Source organism: Bacteroidota bacterium (genome assembly GCA_013360915.1).
Taxonomy (GTDB): domain Bacteria; phylum Bacteroidota; class JABWAT01; order JABWAT01; family JABWAT01; genus JABWAT01.
The window spans coordinates 1-21,273 of the sequence record JABWAT010000019.1 but is presented as its reverse complement, the minus strand read 5'-3'; the positions used below and the strand labels follow the sequence as shown (position 1 = coordinate 21,273).

At 53.1% G+C, this 21,273-nt stretch carries 14 protein-coding genes; 3 read left to right on the top strand and 11 right to left on the bottom strand.

The window, feature by feature from the left end:
* Positions 1-5 precede the first annotated feature (5 nt).
* Positions 6-1,760 (bottom strand): FecR domain-containing protein, encoded by a 1,755-nt coding sequence (locus HUU10_13715; protein NUQ82666.1) that lies wholly within the window; start codon positions 1,758-1,760, stop codon positions 6-8.
* On the bottom strand, positions 1,757-3,862 hold the full coding sequence (locus HUU10_13710; GenBank protein NUQ82665.1) for a HAMP domain-containing histidine kinase: 2,106 nt from the start codon (positions 3,860-3,862) through the stop codon (positions 1,757-1,759). Before HUU10_13710 ends, HUU10_13715 begins: the two co-directional genes overlap by 4 nt.
* 167 nt (positions 3,863-4,029) lie before the next feature.
* On the opposite strand from HUU10_13710, the gene HUU10_13705 reads away from it, so the two are divergent.
* Genes HUU10_13705 through HUU10_13695 form a run of 3 tightly spaced genes read left to right on the top strand, consistent with a single transcriptional unit; the run spans position 4,030 to position 7,458 of the window.
* Positions 4,030-5,010 (top strand): hypothetical protein, encoded by a 981-nt coding sequence (locus HUU10_13705; protein ID NUQ82664.1) that lies wholly within the window; start codon positions 4,030-4,032, stop codon positions 5,008-5,010.
* 1 nt (position 5,011) lies between these two features.
* Positions 5,012-6,493 (top strand): hypothetical protein, encoded by a 1,482-nt coding sequence (locus HUU10_13700; GenBank protein NUQ82663.1) that lies wholly within the window; start codon positions 5,012-5,014, stop codon positions 6,491-6,493.
* Positions 6,493-7,458: a threonylcarbamoyl-AMP synthase gene (locus HUU10_13695; GenBank protein ID NUQ82662.1), complete on the top strand. Its 966-nt coding sequence runs from the start codon at positions 6,493-6,495 to the stop codon at positions 7,456-7,458. Before HUU10_13700 ends, HUU10_13695 begins: the two co-directional genes overlap by 1 nt.
* Here the strand turns inward: HUU10_13695 and HUU10_13690 are convergent.
* From HUU10_13690 to HUU10_13650, 9 genes are all read right to left on the bottom strand, one after another.
* Positions 7,455-11,267 carry a PAS domain S-box protein gene (locus HUU10_13690; GenBank protein ID NUQ82661.1) on the bottom strand — a complete coding sequence of 1,271 codons (3,813 nt, stop codon included), beginning with the start codon at positions 11,265-11,267 and terminating at the stop codon, positions 7,455-7,457. The genes HUU10_13695 and HUU10_13690 overlap by 4 nt on opposite strands.
* Positions 11,268-11,386: 119 nt before the next feature.
* Positions 11,387-12,025, bottom strand: a complete 639-nt coding sequence (locus HUU10_13685; protein ID NUQ82660.1) for a bifunctional nuclease family protein — start codon at positions 12,023-12,025, stop codon at positions 11,387-11,389.
* Positions 12,026-12,037: 12 nt separating this feature from the next.
* Positions 12,038-13,012: an electron transfer flavoprotein subunit alpha/FixB family protein gene (locus HUU10_13680; protein NUQ82659.1), complete on the bottom strand. Its 975-nt coding sequence runs from the start codon at positions 13,010-13,012 to the stop codon at positions 12,038-12,040.
* A gap of 12 nt (positions 13,013-13,024) precedes the next feature.
* Positions 13,025-13,771, bottom strand: a complete 747-nt coding sequence (locus HUU10_13675) for an electron transfer flavoprotein subunit beta/FixA family protein (protein NUQ82658.1) — start codon at positions 13,769-13,771, stop codon at positions 13,025-13,027.
* Positions 13,772-13,788: 17 nt separating this feature from the next.
* On the bottom strand, positions 13,789-14,868 hold the full coding sequence (gene hisC / locus HUU10_13670; protein NUQ82657.1) for a histidinol-phosphate transaminase: 1,080 nt from the start codon (positions 14,866-14,868) through the stop codon (positions 13,789-13,791).
* Positions 14,865-16,169 carry a histidinol dehydrogenase gene (gene hisD, locus HUU10_13665; GenBank protein ID NUQ82656.1) on the bottom strand — a complete coding sequence of 435 codons (1,305 nt, stop codon included), beginning with the start codon at positions 16,167-16,169 and terminating at the stop codon, positions 14,865-14,867. The genes hisC and hisD overlap by 4 nt, the downstream gene beginning before the upstream one ends.
* A 126-nt stretch (positions 16,170-16,295) precedes the next feature.
* The gene (locus HUU10_13660; protein NUQ82655.1) at positions 16,296-17,708 is read right to left on the bottom strand and encodes a hypothetical protein; all 1,413 of its coding nucleotides are present in this window, start codon (positions 17,706-17,708) and stop codon (positions 16,296-16,298) included.
* An 11-nt stretch (positions 17,709-17,719) separates the two neighbouring features.
* A complete protein-coding gene (locus HUU10_13655; GenBank protein NUQ82654.1) occupies positions 17,720-20,245 on the bottom strand; it encodes an ABC transporter permease in 2,526 nt (841 codons plus the stop codon).
* A 1-nt stretch (position 20,246) separates the two neighbouring features.
* On the bottom strand, positions 20,247-20,924 hold the full coding sequence (locus HUU10_13650) for an ABC transporter ATP-binding protein (GenBank protein NUQ82653.1): 678 nt from the start codon (positions 20,922-20,924) through the stop codon (positions 20,247-20,249).
* Positions 20,925-21,273: the final 349 nt, after the last annotated feature.

Here is a 21,273-nt window from a genome sequence, read left to right as displayed (position 1 = left end):
ACCAGTTACCTGATAGTGAATGTCAAGGTTAACACGGTGTCACCTGACCCCGTGTGAATAAAATCAAATGTCAGGGCGGGACCTTCTCCTGCTGGCAGGGAAACGGCCCATTCACCGTTGGAAGCAGTTCCCACCGAACCGGTCAGATTTCCGGCCCGGTACCGGATTTCCATTCCGGGATAGGCCATTCCGTTGGCAGAAAGTGCCGTTCCCTGTCCATCAATGGTGGTGCCATTAACCGGAACGTTCCAGCGGATGGTCCTCAGTACGACGGGATCGATGGGAATCACCATCAGGTTTTGCCGGCGGCTGTTCCCTGCACGGTCCGTTGCTTCCAGTACAAATTTCAACTGTTCCTTACCGGTGTCTCCCGACAGTTCGAAAGAACCATCGCCTGCCACCGGGTACGGATTGCCATTAACCGTCAACCGGCTGAATGGTTCTGTCTGTCCGGTCACCCGGTAAGCCGTTCCCGGGATGATCAGGGCGTCACCGGTCACACCAAACAGGAACAGAGCCGGCGGAATGTCATCGGTGTTTTTAACCAGCCGGTACGTCGGGCTGTCGGTTCCACGCAATCCGTCATTATCAAAAGCCTGTAACCGGATGTATACCGGTTGTTCAAGTTCAAACGTACCGGAAAACCGGGTGCCCGCCATTTCACGCCGGAAAACCAGCCGTGTAAAATCCTGATCAAGGGCCATTTCCAATTGGTATCGGGTTGCCCCCCGGACCGGTGACCAGTTAAAGGTAAACTGGTTGGTGTAAATGACCGAATCCTGCGTATTCCAATCCAGTCTGGGGGATGGGAGCAGATCCACCGGTAAAGCCGGCGGTTTTCCTTCCACCACCACCGTTCCCTGGTTCCTGCGGAGGGTCACCGTCACATTCGAAGCGGTCAGTCTGGCTTCACCGTCATAATTGGAAACCTGGATCCGCTTGTCACCATCCCGATTGGCCCAGAAGCGGTTGGTCTGCAACTCAGATCTGGCGTTACCAACCGACAACCGGAAATCGGCCCGTTGTTTACTTTGCTCGGAAAGCCTTGCCAGCAAACTACCATTCACCAGTGTCACATCGGTTTTCACAGCACGGGTCAGGTTATCGAGCCGGGAGCGGGATATGGTGGCCATGCTGTGTTCACCCATGATCACCCTGGATCCATCGCGGAATCCCAACGCCGCCCGGCTGTCTGCATAGGTTCTGACCCCGTCGTTTTCTTCATACAAAGTGCCGGTTTCAACCGGTTTCCATGCCCCCAGCAACCCTTTTCGCTGACCCACAATTCCCGTTTTTTCCTCCAGCCGGGCTTCAACTGCCGACAACCGGTTCCGTTCTATGGCCGATTCAAGCCGGAGAGCCAGAGATGAAACAGTGGCCGATAGTTTCAGGCAGCTATCCACATTGCCAGCCGAAAGGTTCAACTGATAACGGTTTAACGCATTTTCCAAGGCCTTCAGTTCGGATGGCCCAAATAAACCGGCCCCTGCTTTTACCTGTACCGGAAGCTGTTCAGTAACAACCCGGACTTTCTGGTGATAAAGCCGGAAAGTCTGTAAAGCGGGACTGGCTGTCACCGGAATGGAAAAGGTGTTGCTCCGGTTATCATAAACAGCCACGGAAGCCAGAACCGGCCATGCCAGGGAATCACCCAGCAGAGCAGCTGCACGGGACGACAAAGCTGCAGCAGAAAACCGGTTCGTCTGGGAAATTGCTCCGACCGGCAACAAAATCAGCAGAAAAATCACAACTGATCTCATGTTGCACCACCAGGTTTTGCTTTCGGAATCCGGATGGTAAAACGACATCCGATTTCGGGGGTGGACTCCAGTGTAATCGATCCGTGATGCCGGCTGATGATTTCCTTCACATAGGCCAGTCCCAAACCGGTTCCCACCTGCTGAGCGGCTTTCGGATGCGATCTGACTCTGTAAAATTTGGTGAACAGCTTCTGCTGATCAGCCGGTGAGATGCCATAGCCAAAATCGGTGACAGACATCAGGATCTGATCGGCCGACTCTCCCATGGAAACCAGGATGTTGCGGCCCGGATCACCGTATTTAATCGCATTAGACAGCAGGTTCTGCACCACTTCCCCCATCAGAACATAATCGGCCCGTGCCTTCGACAAACCAGCCGGCGGCTGAAAAGTGACGGTTAGTTGTTTTTCCTGCAGCTGAGGTGTGAAGGACCTGATTGTTTCGGACCAGACATACACCAGGTCGGCATCCACCAGATCAACTTCCATCCGTCCCGATTCGAGTCTTTGAACATCCAGGAACCGGTTGATCAATGAGGCCAGTTTCTGAGAAGCGGTCAGCATGATATCAAGCCAGGCTTTATTCTCGGTACTGAGCGATTTGTCATCCATCATCAGTTGTGTGAATCCCATAATGGATGTAATGGGATTCCTGAGTTCATGCACCATGATCGACATCATATCCCGTTTTACTTCCTCCACCTGACGGTCCAGTGTCATATCATGAAGCAAAAGCAGGTAACCAAGCGGTGTCTGACCTTCCCGCTCGGCAATGGTGATAAACTGCCAGGAGAACACTTCTTTGTCGGGTTTTCCGGGAAAGACCAGATTGCTTTCCGATTTTTCTATGGTGATCCGGAATGCCTCATCGGAATGGGCAACCGTCAGCGGTTCGCCCGCTGCTGACCCGGTCAGTATACTTACCAGACCGGGAATGTCACCGATGGACCCTGTTTCAGGGTTACCCGCCAGCCATTCCTTCATGCGGTTATTCATGAACCGGAACCGACCTTCTTCATCACCAAAGACCAGCAGATCATCAATGTAATTGATCATAAACTGATTTCTTGATTCAGCCAGAATCAATTGACGGGTTTTAAGCAGGTCATATTCATACAAGGCCACCCGCATCGACTCCAGGCTTTCCGAAATGGGTCTCAGATCGGGTAACCGGACCGGGTGAACCGGTTTGGAAAAGTCAAAGGACCTTATCGGAGTAAGGCTGCGGACCAGCTGGTGGACCGGTCGGGTAATCGTGTTCGAGAAGATCAGGACAGCCACCACCGACAAACCAATCATCACCACCAGAATCACCACAATCCACCGGAACAGGGTTTCAACGGGTCCGGTCAGAACCGTTTGGGGAATCATCAACGTCAGGCGGTAAGGGGCCGAACTGAGTGATCCGTTAACCAGGTAATACACATCTTGCCCGATGGAAACCGGGGCGATTTCATCCAGCTGGTAAGTTGCCCCTGCCAACACCAGGGAATCCGGTAATTCACCGGCCCGGAAAATCACCTCTTTTGACCCGGAAAGCACCATTCCGGCCTCGGTTCCCAAACGATACCCGGCCAGAACCCTGATCATCGAATTCATATCGAAATACGTGTACACAGTAATGCCAACACGGTCCATGCTTCCAATGGTTCTGATCACCAGAATGCGGGAATTGCCCTGGTGAACCACCGACAAGGCCTGATCTTCGCGGCCGGGAACGGGAAGATAAGTGAGATTAATGGGGTCTGGATTAACATCAGAATACCGGTTATTGCGGACGGACAGCACATCATCCGATTCATCGGGATAAACATCCTGGCCTGCCAGATCGGGGTGGATGGAGGCTGACAATCCGAAGGCCTGTTCATAAGCCACCTGTCCGTCACCAAGCAACGGCAGCAACGCATCGGTTACCACCTGAGAATTCAGGAACCAGGCATCACAGCGTGCCACAAAATTTCGGTGCAGCTGACTGATCACAGTCATCCGTTCACTGATCACCGATTCACTGATCGCCGGTCGGATCAGAAACCAGAAAATCAAGGTGGATGACAGGACCAGAATAATTCCGGCTGCAATAATCTGGACGCGTAAACTCAGCATTCGGGGATCACGATTTGTGGTTCCAACCTGATATTTTTAAGGAAATTAACAAGTTTTCAATATACGAAGTACGCAGGTGAAAACAACCAAAACCGGGAACACGGCACATGCTTCTGAGGGCATGAACCGGTTTTTATTCACCCTGATTTGGTTTACCTTTGAATCCCATGCCGGAAACCCCTCATTTTACCACCATTTCCCCGGTCAGCCACCCATCCGCACAGGAACTGGATCACTGGATCATGTCCACTCCGGGCGGAACCTGGTTTCATACCATTGAGGCCCACCGGGCTGTCTGGAATGCAGAACCCGATGTTCTTGAATTTGCTGATCAGTCGGGTAACCGGCAGGTTTTGTATGTCACCCGGCTGGTTGAACGGGCTGGTATGCGTTACCCGAAACGTCATGCCCTTTTGTACCTTACTTCCCCGGTTGGAACAGCGGGCGATCGTTCAATTCCCGACTGGTATTCGGCTCTTGCGTGGAAGTCGGGTTTTTCATTGGTCAACTGGATGTTTCCCTGGCAGGATGAACCCTATCCGATACCGGCAGGCGGCACTGTGAGAACCGGCCTTTATCTGCCGGTCCATCCCGATCCTGACCGCCAGATCCGATCATTTTCTGAACAGGCAAAAAGGCAAATCCGGAAATCGGTTCCCGGCCACTTTGACTGGGTACCCGCCCGTCAGCTATCCATGGAGGAACTGTCTCTTCTCACCGGCAGTTATCTGGCTCATGGAAGAAAACCACCTTTTGCCCCAGAAGAATTGTTTGGCGTTCTTTCCCGGATTCCGGACGGACGGGTGACGGCCCTCCGTTACCGTCAGTCGGACCGTACTCTTGCCTGGCGGCTCTGGATCTCCGATCCGCGCGGGTGGCTGACCGACTGGCTGTCTGCCATCGACCGTTCAAACGCACCGGAACCAACCGGGTACCACCTGGTCACCCATTCCCTGGAATATGCCCGTCTGAATCATTACACCGGACTGGATCTCGGCGGAATCAACACTGCAGGAATTGCAGAATTCAAGCAACGGTTTGGCGGAGTGAAGCGTCATGGCCTTCACCTGCTGACCAGCCCTAATCCGTTTATCAGACTGCTGATCAGGGCCAACAACCTTCGTTACCAGAGAAACCGGCAGGTCTGACGTGTTACACCTTCAGCATTTTCTTCTCTTCGTCCGGCGCGAATTTTCAGATTATCTCTTTCTGGTTTTTTCCTTCGTCTACCTGACCCTTTCCCTGGTCCATCTGGTCGGAAAGGAACCTGCCGAATTTCTCGGGATGCTTTTCTTTACCGGATTTCTGGTTCTTCTGATGATGAAATCGGGAATACGCCGGCTCTTTTACATTCACTATCCATCAGACAACCCCGCCCGGACCGCCGGATGGATCACCCGAGACCTGGCCCTGATCCTCCTTGTATCGGTGCTGGTCGTCCTGCTCAGTCTGGCTGTTTCTGTGAGTCTTTCTCTTTCGGGATATGACGGATGGATTTCCTCGGCTTGTTTCCGTACCGGCATCTGGCTTGCCCTGATGATTCCACCCCTGCTGACCGAGCCCGCCATGGCCACCATCAGTGAGTCATCCACCGCCGCCTTGTTCCGGGTCGTCAGCCGGCTGGGAATCCCCGGAATCACCACAGGTCTGTTCTTTTTTCCGGTCGATGCATTGTCTCTGATAAATCTGCTGATTGGTCTGGCTGCCATCAGGCTGCTCCTGTTTTTCGTGCTTCTGGTTCACTATCAGCTGGTTGATGCGTTTACCCGTCCTGTCATTTCCTGGGCGCATACACTGGCACAGTCGGCCAGGGTTCTGCTGGCTGATGCCTCACTCTGGCTGGTGCTGATTTTGCTGGTCTTCCTGATCTGGATGCAGGCAGGTCCCGGCTACCGGATGATCTGGCTGGTTGGCAGTCAGTTGTTTGTGGTTTTTATCATGGTGGCAGCCCAGATGTTGTCCCTCTGGTCGCTCATTTTTAAGAATTTTATCCGGCTGGGGGCTGACAGCCAGTTTATTCTGTATGTTCAACACCTGAATATCTGGCATGTGGCCTTGTTTTTCTCGGTCATTCCCCTGTTTCTTCTCCTTCTCACTCCGCTGATTGAATTTGAAATGGGTGGGTATCAGCTTCCAATGGATTGGCCCATGCTCATCCTCTCGATGACGGCGCTTGCTGCCGGAGCCTTTTGTTTTAGTAATCCGATGGCAGAACTGCTGGTGCTGCTGGACCGGCAACGGGAATTGATGCTGTTTTCGGTAACCAGTCTCGTGATCTTCCTTCTGTGCGGGTGGCTATTTACTTCCATACATGGTGTCTGGGGATGGTTTCTGGCCCCTCTTGCAGCCGGACTGGTTTACTGGGTGGGAGTCAACAGTCAGATTCAGCAATTGCTGAGCTGCGATTACAAGTACATCTTTCCCTACCGGAAACTCGGTCAGTTTATCCTGATCAGCCTGACGGCGCTCATCAGCGGTTATCTGGTCAGCCAGATCACCCAGCGGATCAGCCTGGTCTTCACCGCCTATCTGGTGGTGTATCTGGGATTGCTTGCTCTCACCAAACTGATCCGGACCGATAAACAGACCGGCTTTCTGAACTGGACCCGGCAAATCGGGAATTTTCACTGATGATCTGGTTACCCACTGCCCAAAAACTGAATGAAGCAGCCGATATTCTCAAACGGGGTGGCATCGGCGCCATTCCAACCGAGACGGTTTACGGACTGGCGGCAGACGCGCTGAATCCCATCGCCGTGGCCCGTATTTTCGAGGCAAAAAACAGACCGGTGTTTAATCCGCTCATTGTTCACATGCCCGATGCGGGTCTGCTTCCCCTCATTTCCACCATTGATCTTTCCAGAATTGATTCGCTCATTCACCGGTTCTGGCCCGGCCCGCTCACGCTGGTGGTTCCCAAACGGTCCGTTGTTCCCGGCATTACAACCGGTGACCGGGAATCGGTCGCAGTGAGGGTTCCTGCACATCCCATTGCCCGTCATCTCATTGCTGCGGCAGGCGGGTTTCTGGCTGCTCCTTCGGCAAACCCTTCCAATTACCTGTCACCCACGCGCGCTGACCACGTGGAGCATCAGCTATCGGACCGGATCGATTTTATCCTCGATGGCGGACCCTGCCGGGTCGGGGTGGAATCCACCATCGTTTCTCTGCTTGGTCCGGTTCCGGTGCTGTTACGTCATGGTGGATTGTCGACCGATGCCCTCAGGCAGTTTCTTCCCGATCTGGAAGAACGTCATGCCCCTTCGGCCCACCATCAGCCACTGGCTCCCGGGCAATTGGCCGTCCATTACAGTCCTTCCACTCCGCTCGCTTTCTGGGAGGGCCAGCCGGTGACCGGTTCAGAAACCGGATTTATTTCCTGGTCCCACCTTCCGGAAGATCCGGCAGTAAGGGTCTTCCGGTTATCAGAGCATCAGGACCTGACTGAAGCAGCAGCCCGTTTGTTCAGCATATTGCATGATCTGGATCGGGCCGGATTGAAGCGGATTGTGGTTGAGCGGGTGCCCGAAACCGGACTCGGGAGAGCCATCATGGACCGTTTAAAACGGGCCGTCGCTGGTCATGTCCACGTTTAGGACTTCAGAACGGTTGAAATGGAAGCCAGCAGTTCCTGTACTTTAAACGGCTTATAAATCACGTCACAGGCCCCTCTTTTCAGAAGATCCGATTTGGAAGCCTGCTCCATATAGCCGGTACAGAAAATCACCCGTATGTCGGGTTTCAATTCTTTCAGACGCTTGAATAATTCGCCACCGTTCATCTGTGGCATACCCATATCGGTGATGACCAGATCGATCTGACTGCCTTTTTCCCGATAGAGTTCCAGCGCCTCCATGCCGTTCGGTGCAAGCAGGACCTGAAATCCGGTTGAACGAAGGATTTCGTGCAGGGTTTCCCTGATCAGTTCCTCATCATCCACCACCAGAACCGTCCCTTTCAGATCCGGGTGATCAAAACCTGCTGAGGGATTGTCCATCAGTTCGCGGGTTTTCAGATTTGGAAGGTAAACAAAGAAAGAGGTGCCCGATCCCGGAACCGATTCTACCCGGATATGACCCTGATGCGCACGGATAATACCATGTACAATCGATAGTCCGAGCCCCGTCCCCTTTCCCCGGCTTTTGGTGGTGAAGAAGGGCTCAAAAATCCGCTGAAGGGTCACAGAATCCATTCCGGATCCATTGTCGCGGATTTCCAGCTCCAGCCAGGTTCCGGTGACCACACCGGGAAGAAAGGCAGCCAGTTCCTCCCCGTTCCGTTCATTCAGATGAATCGAAACCACGCCCTGGGGATTTTCTTCATTGACCTGCTGAATCGCATCGCGGCTGTTGATGCACAGATTCATGAGAACCTGCTGAATCTGTCCGGCATTGCCGAGAATAATACCTGAACGGGTGCCGAAATCGGCAGTGAGACGGATGGATTTCGGGAAACTGTGTGAGAGCAGTTCAGTGACTTCCCGGATGATATACAACAGATTCACCGGTTGCAGATCGATGGTTTCATCGCGGGCAAAAAGCAGCAACTGACGGGCAATGGCGGCTCCCCGTTCAGCCGAGGAAGCCACGATATCGGCATACCGGTTCAGTTTTTCATCATCACCAGCCAGAATCTTCATCGATTCCGATGCCATCAGAATCATGGAAAGCACATTGTTAAAATCATGGGCAATTCCGCCGGCAAGGGTTCCCAGTGATTCCAGACGCTGACTCTGGATGAGTTGCTCTTCCAGTTTCCGTTTTTCATTCTCGGAAGCCTTCAGATCCGACACATCAATCACCAGCACTTCATAATACAGCAACCGGCCGCTCTCATCCCTGATGGCCCGTGGTTTCAGCTGGACGGCGACGGGAGAACCATTCTGATGACGCAACTCCACCTCGACAAAACGCCGTTCGCCAGGAGTGGTCGCATGCCTCATGACGGTGATCAGGTCACGTGAATGATAGAAAAAACCGGTGGAATAATTTAATGCAAGCAAATCCTGACGCTGATAGCCAAGTATCGAACACATGGCACCATTGACCGATAGGAATTGTCCTTTTTCGGATACCTGAAAAATACCTTCAGACATGTTTTCAACGATGGACCGGTATTGTTCCTCGCTTGTCTTCAATTTTAACTCGGCTTGTTTCCGGCCGGTGATGTCGGTCAGTATCGACAGGAAACACGAAGAATCATCAAACCGGATCATGGAAACAGACAGCAATATGTCCACTTCCCGGCCATCGGGCATGCGGGCCCGGAATTCATATCCATCCAGCTTCCCTTTTTCCTGCAGCATGGCAATCAGGGCACTCCGTTCGGATGGATTGGCATAAAAGGCGGTGATTGGCTGCCCGACAAAGGCCGACACCGGTGTATCAATGGCCCCTCCGGTGTAATCATTCCCGTAAATGATCATTCCATCGGTCATTCTGGAAATCATGACGGGTGCCGGAATGGATTCCACCAGTGTGCGGAATCGTTCTTCACTGAGACTGAGTGCGCGGATGGTGCGGTGGTTGTCGGTTTCGTCTTCAATGACCGACAGGGACCCTGCACAGGATCCATCCGGATTCATCAGGGGCGAAATCCGGATCCGTAAATTCAGAATAGTGGATTCAGTGAGTCGGGAGGTAGTCGCAGCCACCACAGGCTTTAACTGGGTTAAGACCTCGTTATAACGCTCATCCAATCCATTTCGGGTGATATAGGGAATATCCGAAATCCATTTTCCCAATAGCACCGACGGATCAGCCAACCGGAGCAATTCGACCAGCCGCGGATTCACGTTGGTGATCATTCCACGGGAATCGGTTGAGAAAATGCCCAAGGGTGACTGACCGAACAGGGTGCGGTACAGGCTTTCACTGCTTCTCAGCGCTTCTTCCACCGATTTGCGTTCAGAAATATCCCTCAGCGTCACCACCCAGACGGTCTGGGTTTGCAGTTCCACCGAGGTAACCCGAACATCGCAATGGACAGGGTAACCAATGTGGTGAACCAGGTCATATTCCCCCCAGGCCTTGCCCGTTTCATTCACCTGACGGTTCAGCTGGGCAATCCGGTCGGAGCCAATCAGCTGATCCAGTTTCAGCATCATCAATTCTGTGTCGGTGTACCCGAGAATCTGAGCGGCAGTCCGGTTCGCTTCCTCAATCAGTCCGGATGACGGATTCACAATCAGGATTCCATCGGCAGATTGTTTCAGAAAATGACGGTAACGTTCTTCTGCCTGTCTGAGTGCATCTTCGGTCTGTACAATGCCGGTGATGTCGCGGGCAAAAACCACCACATGTGTGATGTCGTCACCATTGGACCGGACGGGTGACAGTTGTACCTCGATGTGAACAGAAGCCTTTTCACGATAGGAAGCTGATACGGTCTGGCGGATCACCTCTCCGTTAAGCGCCCGGTTCAGCAGACGCTCACGTGTGTCGGGATCCATGAAGGGTCCGGTCAGGTACGGGCAGACCTTGCCCGTCCAGTCACCGGGGCCGGCCGCTGACCGGAAAGCCGGATTGGACAATTCAATTTCACCGGTCCGGCGAAGAATCAGGATCTGAATGGTGGTCTGATCAACGGCTGCGGAAAGTTTAGCCGATTCCCTTCTCAGACGGGCCGTGGTCCGGCGCTGAACATAAACGAACACAGCCCAGATGATCAGGATCACCACCGGTAGCCACACCAGCAGCCACCAATAAGAAACGCCTGCCGGCTGAATGGCTGGCAGCCAGCGTTTTCTGATGGATTCCAGCAGTCCGGACTCATCCAGCTGATCAATGGCTGAATTCAGAGCCTCACCATGTTCAGCCGCAAATGAGGGGCTCATGGGAAATCCCAACGGGTAGCGAAGCAAAATTCCCGAAGAGGCAATGCCGGTGTTTACCAGCAGTTTTCCGGTATAGTTGTTTGAGATCAGGTACAGGGAATTCTGCACATCATTGAGCGTCAGATCGGCTTTCCCTTCAGAAACCCATTTCAGACAGGTGTCCGTTGACGAATGGGAAAGCAGCGGAATGTTCAGGCCGCGGTCCCGGATGATGGCTCGGATGAATCCTTCACCGGTTGCACCCGTTTTTACCGCCACCCTGAAGTCTGGCAAATCGCGGTAAGTGGAAAGTTCGACACCGGGCCTGGAAATGGCTACCAACCCGGTTTCATGATAATAAGCCGAGAACGGAGTTCCCTCTTTTTCACGTTCTCTTGTATAATAGATGGCACCGATCGCCAGATCAGCAGAGTCAGCCGCCAGCAATGGAAGCAGTGTTGGGAAGGGGACCGTCCGGATCTCATACGTCCAGTTGTTGAGCTGGCAGACCAGTTTCAGCAGATCCACGTCGAAACCAGAGAAACCCGTCGAATCCTGAATCACATAAGGAGGATATACCGCTGTGAGCACCCTGAGGTGACGGGTTTCTGTGCCCGTTCGGGGCTGGTCATTTGCCGGGGTTGCCGACAGAAGAAATGCGGAAAGAAGGAAATGAAGTAGACTCACAGTTACAGGTGCGGCCAGAGGTATCAGGAACCTCCGCGAAGCCGGTTAATGGAATCACGTAAACGGGCAGCCCGTTCATAATCTTCATCGGCGATGGCTTTGGAGAGTTCGGTCTGTAACCGGTCCAGTTCACTGGCAGGCGGCGTAACCGGCTCATCGGCCTCTTCCGGTTCAAGTCCGGGCAGGTCGGGCAGGGAATCGGGGCTTTCCTCTTCTTCCTGTCCCTTATCCGGATCGGAAGCCGGTTCATCTTCCTGAACTTCAATCCCGGCTTCATTGAGCACGTGATCCATTACAAAAATGTCGCATTTTGCCCTTACGGCCAGGGCAATGGCATCACTCGGCCGGCTATCGAGGATCGAAAGGCCCGAGGTCGTGTCGAGGTAAATTTTGGCAAAGAAAACGCCATCCTTCAGGTCGTCCACGACGACCTTCCGGATGGATACAGTCAGTTTTTCCAACAGGAGAATGAACAGATCATGGGTGAGCGGCCGGGCTGACTTGATTTTCTCGAGCTCAATGGCAATGCTCTGTGCCTCTGAATTACCGATGATGATCGGTAACCGCCGGTTTCCATGAGCCTCGGCCAATACCAGAGCAAAACTGCCCAACGTTGACGGACTCGAGGAAAGGCCGGCAACCCGGACCGGTATCTGTTCCACACTTGCTCCTGATCAGGATAACCTGTTTTTAATTTCCCTGGTGAGTGCGGGCACCACTTCGAACAGATCGGCTACAATTCCATAGTCGGCGACCTGGAAAATCGGGGCATCCTTGTCCTTATTAATGGCCACAATCACTTTCGATGAACTCATGCCTGCCAGATGCTGAATCGCACCGGAAATACCGCAGGCAATGTACAATTTCGGCGAAATCACCTTGCCGGTTTGTCCGACCTGATCTTCGTGCGGACGGTAACCGGAATCAACGGCCGCCCGGCTGGCACCCACGGCCCCACCGAGAGCGGCGGCGAGTTCTTCGAGAATTTTAAAATTCTCTGCGCTGCCGAGCGAACGACCGCCGGAAACCACGATATCAGCCTCGGCCACATCCAGTTTTCCGCCAGATTGAATGACGTCGGTGACTTTACAAGCAAAATCTCCGGCAGAAAAAGCCACCTGAACGGGTGTCACAGAGGCACTGACCGGTGATTCCGTTGCGGGGAAAGCATTGGGACGCAGCGTCAGAACGGCAACCGGACGGTTAAGCGACACAGTAGAAAGGGCCTTTCCCGTAAATACCGGTCTGATGGCCTTCACGCCCGATCCCGAAACGACCAGATCGGTACAGTCTGTGGCGAAAGATGCCTGCAGATAGACCGCCACAAAAGCACCAAGTTCTTTACCCATGGCAGTGGCACTCATCAGCACCACGCTGGCCGATTGTTCACGGGCAGCCTGGGAAATGGCTTTAGCATAAGCCTTGTTCACGTATGAACCCAGATCGGGATGAGCAACCGTCAGGACCGATGCAACACCAAACCTGGCTGCTTCAATCGCCAGAGATTCCACACCGGGTCCCCCGATCAGCAGCACATGGGCTTTCAGTCCCATCTGGTTGGCCAGGTCGCGGCCACGGCTGATGGCTTCTGCCGCTGCTTTTTTCAGTTTACCGTTTCGTTGTTCAGCAAATATCAGAATGGATGACATGACTGGCTCCCCTCAGATCACTTTGGCTTCGTTCATTAACAGATCGACCAATGCCGGCACTGCCGACACATCCGATCCAACGATTTTCCCGGCTGCTTTAGCCGGTGGTTTGGCCAGACTTTCAATCCTGGAGGCAGAGTCCCCGGCTGGCAATGCCAGTTCCTCGGGCTTTTTGGTTTTGCTTGCCATGATTCCCTTTAGGGTTGGCAGGCGGGGTTCATTGAGTCCCTTCTGACAGGAAACCACAGCCGGAAGCTGTGCATGAACCACTTCGCGACCACCTTCAATCTCACGCTCAGCCTTTACAACTGTTCCTTCCAGAGTAAGGGTAACAGCCACATTCACCACCGAAAAATCGAGCATTGCGCCCAGAAACGTGGCAAACTGCCCGCTGTTGGTATCTACCGATTCTTTACCGGTCAGCACCAGATCGGCCTGTTTATCTTTCAGATAGGCGGCTACCGCTTCGGCAGCCTGATACCCATCAAACTCACCGGCGGCTTTGATGTGAACGGCTTTGTCGGCTCCCATGGCAAGGGCCTTGCGGATGGTGTTGATCACCGAGTCATCGCCCACCGAGAGAATGGTCACTTCTCCGCCATGAGCTTCTTTCAGTTTCAGGGCTGCCTCAACGGCAAACTCATCGAAGGGATTCAGAATAAAATTAACGTCAGCAGGGTCGATGGTCCGGCCGTCATCCCTGATTTTAATCCGGGTGGCGGTATCGGGAACCTGACTGACACAAACAAACAGATTCACAGGTTGGTCTCCTTTTCCTAATTAGCTGGAAAAATCATCTTCATGGTCTTAAGAAAATGGTCGTTTTCTTCGGGTGTTCCCACATTGACTCTCAGGCAGTCTGCCATTGCCGGATATCCGCTGACATTCCGGACCAGCACACCGCCATTTACCAGTTCCCGGAACACGCTTGCGGCCGTTTTTTCCAGAACTTTAAAAATAAAAAAGTTCGTATCGGTTTCAAATAAACGGAGCCCTGATAACCGGCTCAGTTCCGAAGCAAGTCTGGACCGCTCAGCCAGAATCTGCCGGGTGACCGATTCCACCCAGTCCTGATGCTCGAGAAGGCGGATTCCCACCCGCTGACTGAAGGCATCCACCGTAAAGGGAACCTTCGTTTTTCTGAGCTGAATCATGACCTCAGGAGAACCCAGCAGATAGCCAAGCCGGATTCCGGCCAATCCGTAAGCTTTTGAAAAAGTGCGCAGAATAATGAGGTTCCGGTAGTCATCAAGAACAGGAACCAGCGTGGGATTCACCGAATAATCGATGTACGCTTCATCCAGCCACACCAGTCCCGCTGCCTTTTGAATCAGGTTGGTCAGGTCGGCATGCGGAATAACCTGCGCAGATGGATTATTCGGATTGCAGAGAATGGTCAGTTTGGGCTGATGCCTGATCAGTTCTTCTTCCAGCACCACCGGATCATGACGGAGTGTATGTTCATCGGGCAGAACCGACAGAACCGATGCCTCGCAGAAACCGGCCACAGTTCCATACAGTGAGAAGGAGGGTGACGGAATAAAGACCCGGTCCCCATAACCCAGAATCGCCCACAGAGAGGAATATATGAGTTCATTGCTGCCGTGTCCGGTCAGAATGCAGTCGGGGTGAACCCCCAGATGTTCAGCCAGCTTTTTATTCAGTTCATCGGGGAAAACCGATGGGTACCGGTTCAGTGCAAACTGCCTGAAATCGGCCACCAAGGCCTCTGTCAGTTCAGCCGGAGGCGAATAGGGATTTTCGTTCTGATTCAGTTTAACCGGTGCTGAATCATCACTGACGTGATAGGCCTTTTCACGGAGAACGACCGACCGGAAGAAGTGTTCGGTGGTCATGAGCCTGATTGGCCGGTTTTACCGGTTCTTAATCGGGCAGAATCGCCATGTGCAGTCAGGCTTTCGAGATCAGCGAATGCAGCCACAGCCGGGCCGATGGCTTTCATCGCTTCTTCATTCAAATGGATTACCGAGGTTCGTTTCATAAAATCATAAACGCCAAGCGGAGAAAAGAACCGGGCGGTTCCGCAGGTCGGCAGCACGTGATTCGGTCCCGCCAGATAGTCACCTGCTGCTTCGGGCGACCAGTGCCCAATGAACACCGCCCCGGCATGCCGTACCCGGTACAAATGCGATTCAGGAAAGTCCAGCAGCAGTTCCAGATGTTCGGGAGCAATCCGGTTAGCCAGTTCAAAAGCTTCTTCCACCGAATCAACGGGTAACAAACCGCCAAAGGATTGAAGCGAGGCGGCAATGATTGCTTTCCTCGGTTGAATTTCAAGAAGGGCGGGTAAGCGTTCCTGCAGTTTCCCGGGCAGGGCGGGGTCCAGACTGATCAGGGTTACGGCAGCCTGCTCGTCATGTTCGGCCTGACTGAACAGATCAAGAATCAGGGCATCGGTGTCGGCTGTGTCATCGGCAATAATGGTCACTTCACTGGGACCTGCTATGCTGTCAATTTTCACAAATCCGAAAACAAGCTGCTTCGCTTTGGCCACATATTGATTCCCTGGCCCTGTTATCATATCGACCGGGCGGACCGATTCAGTTCCAAAGGCAAGGGCTGCCACGGCCTGTGCCCCACCGATCCGGTAGATTTCCTTAATTCCAAGTAAATCGCATGCCCCCAGCAGCACCGGACTCAGGCGTCCATCCTTACCGGCAGGCGTCACCACTACAATTTCATCGACTCCTGCCACCTGAGCAGGAATCACATTCATCAGAAGGGACGATGGATAAAAGGCCTTCCCCCCGGGCACATAAACGCCCACCCTTTCCAGCGGCGTCACTTTCTGACCCAGAATCTCACCGTAAGGACCAGCCACTGTCCAGCTTTGTTCCTGCTGATTCAGGTGGAAATTACGGATCCGTTCAATGGCCAGGCCGAGAATTTCCCGGGTTCCCGGTTCCAGTCGGGAAGCCGCCCCGGTCCAATCAGATTCCGGCACACGGATCGGGTCGGGATCAAAACCATCAAAGCGACGGGTAAAGGCACGAACCGCCGCATCGCCGTGAACCCTGACTTCGCGGAGGATGGAGGAAACCTGCTCGTTGAGAGAGGTAGAATCGAAAAGACGACGGGATTGAAGTTTTCTGAAGTAGTCTTCCCTGTTGGCGGGAAGATAAACCGGTAGCATCATAACGGATTTGCCAGCTTTTCCTGAAAAATGGTATCAGCGTGTGATGGCCGGCAGATCAGGCCGGACCGCTGCAGTCCGGCCGGAGTGCACCTCCGGTTTGATGACTGCTTAACCGGACCGGCTGAATTATTTACGGGATGGTTTGTCTTCTGATGTGCCGACCCTGCTCAGTTTCTTCTGAATTTCGGCAATCATCTGCTCCTGAACCATCAGCACTTCTTCTGCTTTTCTGATAAAGGTCTCACTCTTGGAAACCTTGATATCGGCTTTCAGACGAACCACCGCTTCTTCATGGATAGCCAGTTGTTCACGAAGCTGATCGGATTGGCGGTCCTTTTCAGAAGACCGGCGTTCCTGTTCCTTCTGGCGTTGCTCATCGCGGTATTTCCGCTGAGCTTCCATTTCCTGATAGTGGGATTCGAACCGGGTCTGAATGGTGGTCCAGATTTCCTTAAAGCGCTTGAAAACCTTATCCTTCTGCCGGCGTTTGATCACAGCAGCGATGGCTTTTTTCTGAATGGCCTTGTACTGGTTGACCGCCTCTTTCGGGTTGTCGATGGTTTCCAGACGGGCAACAAAGGCATCAATATCGGCTGTTAATTGCTCATAATTGGTGGTGTAGAGCGTGGTCAGCAGGTCCTTGGCATCCTCCTTGACCTTCTTCCAGTATTTCCAGAGGGAATCGACGTGCTTTTTCACCATGGTTTCAGAATCCAGTTCGGATTTCAATGCTTCCATGATGGCGAAAAATTCGTCGTAGGCCGTTTGTTTTCTTTCATCAGGTGCCGATGTGAGGGCCAGCATGGCTGCATCGATCTTAGCCTGAACCGCACTTCTGACCGCTTCAGATTCCTGAATGCGTTGCTCACGAGCCGCCTGACGCTGTTCATCGAGTGTGGAAAGGATGGTGGTAACACGCGCGGTCAGCGACTCACGAACCTCGTTTTCGAGCGGACGAACCGTCTGAATCCGCTTGGCAAGGCGGTTAATGGTATTGAAATAGTCAATATCAGGTTTCTGGGAAGGATCTTCCTGGAAGGTGCGGAAAGAAACCTCGAGGGGTTCCAGTTCCTTTTCAATCTGTACCTGATTGTAATGCATCTGCTCCTTCATGGCAATGTAACGCCGTTCGCGTTCTGCCTGGAAGGTCTTGATCGTGGCAACCGAGGCCTCGACTTCTGCTTTGTACTTTTCGTAGTCGGCTGCTTTTAATTCAGGAACTTTCACCAGCAATTGCTGAATGGTGGTGACTTTATTCCAATAGTCGTGTTTTTTTTCCAGCTTACCTGCGAGAAAAGTCGCCTCAAGCGTCTTGAGGTCCTGCATTTCCTGAATCAGATTGTCAATGGTCATAGCCGCCTTTCCGGAGATCGTCCCCGTTGTCAGACCAGGCCAGAGCAGGAGACCGGATGACCATTTGGTGGTTACCGGCGAAACAACTGCGGGCCCGGGATAGAGTACCGTTAAAGAACCTGCAAAGATAGGAGGTCCGTTCTGTTTTTCAACCAGAATGCCATCCGTAACCGCAATTTTACCCATTTCTTACGGGTTCAATCCTGCCGCAACACCTCGAGCGGTTTCAGCCGGAACAGGTTTCCGTTGATCAGCCAACCGGCCCCGGTCATCAGCAGAATGGTGATCAGCAGTCCATTCCCGATCAGTGTGAAAGGAATGGCCGCTGCAATTGAGAATACCTCCCGCAGAATCAGCTGTGAGGCCAGGACCGACAATCCCAGACCGGTGACTGATGCAAGCGCACCGAGGATGATAAATTCGAGGGTGAATATCTGCCGGATGACGGACTTGACCGCACCCAGCGTCCGCAGCAGGGCTGTTTCACGAATCCGGTGCAGTTTTCCGTTCGAAATGGCACCGGCCACCACAATCAGCCCGGTGAGTATGCTGAACAGACCCATGAAACGGATCACCAGTCCGATTTTATCGAGCACGGAATCGACCGTTTCAATCACCAGAGTCAGATCAATGGCCATGATGTTGGGAAATCGGGCAGCCAGCTTCCGCTGGAAATCACTTCTGGTTTCCACTCCATCAATGTGCAGGCTGGTCAGGAATGTTTGAGGAGCCTGTTCGAGTGATCCGGGCTTTACCACAACCATAAAATTGGGACTCATTCCGATCCAGTTCACTTCCCTCATCGAAGTAAGCGTGAATGATCGCCTGGCGCCCAGAATTTCCAGCTCGACCTGATCACCGATTTTCAGACCCAGCCGGCGGGCATACATGACTTCAAGGGAGACTTCCGGGGTCTGATCATTATTACCGGCGGTCCACCACGCTCCGTCGGTAATGGTTTCGGTACTGAGCAGATCCCACCGGTAAGTGGCCATGAACTCACCTCTGGGACCCGACCTTCCGACCGAATCGGTCAGACTGCGGGCCGAGACCGAGTTTATTGACGAGACCCGTGCCGGAATCAGGGGAAGCGGAGTGGTATAGGACCACTGTGTGCTGTCAAGCAGCGCCGTCAATGGTTCCACCTGAGACTTTTGAATATCGAACAGAATCAGATTTGGCCGGGATCCGGCATCTGAAAAGGTGATTTCATCGAGCAATCCTTTCTGCAGCTGATAAATGGTCAGCAGAAGGAATACACCGAAACCGAGAGCCAGAACCAGCGTCACCGTCTGATTATTCGGCCGGAACAGATTCGAAACCGATTGGCGCACCGGGTAGGAAAACTGGCGGATCCTCAGCAGACGTGCTCCGCGGACAATGACCAGTGACATCAGGTACAAGACCCCGAGCACCAGCAGAATACCGGCAAGAAAAACCGACCCGATCAGAAGACTGCCCGCATGAATCACCGACATGGTCCACAAGGTGCCCAGAAACAATACCGATACAATAGCAGTCATCAACCGGGACCTGCGAAGACTTCCGGCAGGTGCCACATCGCGGCGGAGCGCATGAAGCGGAGAGACCAGCAGCAGGCGGCTGAGCGGGAACAAGCTGAAGGTGACAGTTACAACCAGACCGGTGAGAATCCCCTTCAGAATCGCCGGCCAGGAAAGAGTGGTCACCAGTTCAACCGGCAGATAAGATTGGATGGCCAGCGGAATCAGAAACTGGATCCCGATACCAGCCAGCACTCCGGCGATAATTCCGGCAGAGGCCATCATCAGAGAAACCGACAGATAAATGGTGGCTACCTCAGGTCCGGTTGCACCCAGACAGCGAAGAATGGCAACGGTATCCATCTTTTGCCTGATATAAACATTGATGGAGGAAGCCACCCCGATACCACCCAACAGCAAGGCGATCAGACTGACCAGACCGAGGAAGGTCCCCACGCGGTCGATGTTTTCTCCCAGCCGTTGCTCGCGGCTGAGGTAACTCGAGACCCGGATGTCGGCCTCGCGCCATTGGTTTTCCATCCGGTTGGTGAGTGCAGCAATGTCCTGACCCGGCACGCCTTTCCATTCTGATATATAACGGACCCGGCTGCCATATTGAATCAGACCCGTTTCGGGCAGATACCGGTCGGGCAGGTACACCCGCGCAGATACTCCAAAACCAAAACCGGCATCCCCGGCCATTTTCTTTACAAATCCCGCAATGGCAAACTTTGCCTGTCCGATTTTTATGGAATCACCTGGTTCAAGTCCCAGCTGAAACCGCAGGCTCTCATCGGCAACGGCCTTCTTTCCATCCTGAAAGGTCGACCATGCATCGGCCGGTTCGGTCACCACATCCCCATACCAGGGATAGCCTCCGCTCATGGCCCTGACCTGTACCAACCGGCTGTTCATATCTTCCGGATTGATGGCCATGCTGAGGAACTGAGTAATCCGTGATTCTTCCATGCCGGCCGAACGAAGCGAATCAAAGACCTGCGAAAGACTATCGGGAAACTCGCGGTTAGCCGAAAAACTCAGATCGGATCCTTTTAATTTCCGCGATTGAAGTTCAACCGATTCTTTCAGGTTATCACTGAAGGAACTGACTGCCACCAGGGCAGCCACACCAAGAAATACCGACAGGACCAGGAAGCCGATTCTGGATTTTTGCGAACGGAATTCCTCAACAGCCAGTTTTCTGATAAAGTGTAAACGCATCTCAGTCACCCACCCGTTCGTCACTCACCAGTTTGCCATCGGCCAGACGAATAATCCGTCCAGACCGGTTGGCCAGACTCTGATCGTGAGTGACCATCACCAGCGTGGTGCCATGTTCACGATTCAGGCTGGTCATCAGGTCGAAAATCCGCTGACCCGTTTTCTGATCCAGGTTGCCGGTGGGTTCATCGGCAAACAGAATTTTGGGTGAACCCGAAAATGCGCGTGCAATGGCCACCCGCTGCTGCTCTCCCCCCGAAAGCTGAACCGGATAGTGATCGAGCCGGGAACCCAGCCCAACCTGATCGAGCAATTTTTGTGCGGTGGTTTCTGCATCCGGACGGCGAAGGAGTTCGAGCGGAACCATGACATTTTCAAGAGCAGTCAGCGTTGGAATCAGTTGAAAAGACTGAAAAACAAACCCGACCGTCTGATTCCGGAAAACCGCCAGATCGTCTTCGGAAAGTTCATTCAGGTTGCGTCCGGCCAGAGAAACCGATCCGGCTGTGGGACGATCCAATCCGGCCATCAGCCCGAGTAAGGTCGATTTTCCCGATCCGCTCGGACCGAGAATGGAAATAAATTCTCCTTGTTCTACCGAAAAGGAGACCTGGTCCAGAACGGTCAGCGTGGATTCACCCGAAGGAAAAGATTTGGTCAGGTTTGAAATGGAGATCATAAAACTTGAATTAGAAGTGGAAGCGGATTCTGATCCGGCCGGAAAAGCCAGATCCGGTTGTGTAACGTGCAACTAATAAACGCCAAACCGGACCGGTTCGTTTCAGAGTGCCGGTAACAAGTTGTAACAGGCAGGAAGTCAGGTGATTGGGGATTGGTGATGGGTGAGTGGTGATGGGAAAAACCAGGAAACAGACCCTCACCGGCGGAGGAGGCGAAATTCTGGCTACTGGCTACTGGCTACTGGCTCCTGTGTTCCTTCTCCCAAAACGCTATTTTTATACCAGACCTTGACATCTCATTTTTTTTTTTTTGCATTTTGTCACAGGACGTAACCATGAACCCGACAA

What these genes read in the sequence shown, in the direction of transcription:
- HUU10_13715 (NUQ82666.1), bottom strand. Translation starts at nt 1,760, where the DNA reads ATGAGATCAGTTGTGATTTTTCTGCTGATTTTGTTGCCGGTCGGAGCA.
- HUU10_13710 (NUQ82665.1), bottom strand. Translation starts at nt 3,862, where the DNA reads ATGCTGAGTTTACGCGTCCAGATTATTGCAGCCGGAATTATTCTGGTC.
- HUU10_13705 (NUQ82664.1), top strand. Translation starts at nt 4,030, where the DNA reads ATGCCGGAAACCCCTCATTTTACCACCATTTCCCCGGTCAGCCACCCA.
- HUU10_13695 (NUQ82662.1), top strand. Translation starts at nt 6,493, where the DNA reads ATGATCTGGTTACCCACTGCCCAAAAACTGAATGAAGCAGCCGATATT.
- HUU10_13680 (NUQ82659.1), bottom strand. Translation starts at nt 13,012, where the DNA reads ATGTCATCCATTCTGATATTTGCTGAACAACGAAACGGTAAACTGAAA.
- hisC (NUQ82657.1), bottom strand. Translation starts at nt 14,868, where the DNA reads ATGACCACCGAACACTTCTTCCGGTCGGTCGTTCTCCGTGAAAAGGCC.
- hisD (NUQ82656.1), bottom strand. Translation starts at nt 16,169, where the DNA reads ATGATGCTACCGGTTTATCTTCCCGCCAACAGGGAAGACTACTTCAGA.
- HUU10_13660 (NUQ82655.1), bottom strand. Translation starts at nt 17,708, where the DNA reads ATGGGTAAAATTGCGGTTACGGATGGCATTCTGGTTGAAAAACAGAAC.
- HUU10_13655 (NUQ82654.1), bottom strand. Translation starts at nt 20,245, where the DNA reads ATGCGTTTACACTTTATCAGAAAACTGGCTGTTGAGGAATTCCGTTCG.
- HUU10_13650 (NUQ82653.1), bottom strand. Translation starts at nt 20,924, where the DNA reads ATGATCTCCATTTCAAACCTGACCAAATCTTTTCCTTCGGGTGAATCC.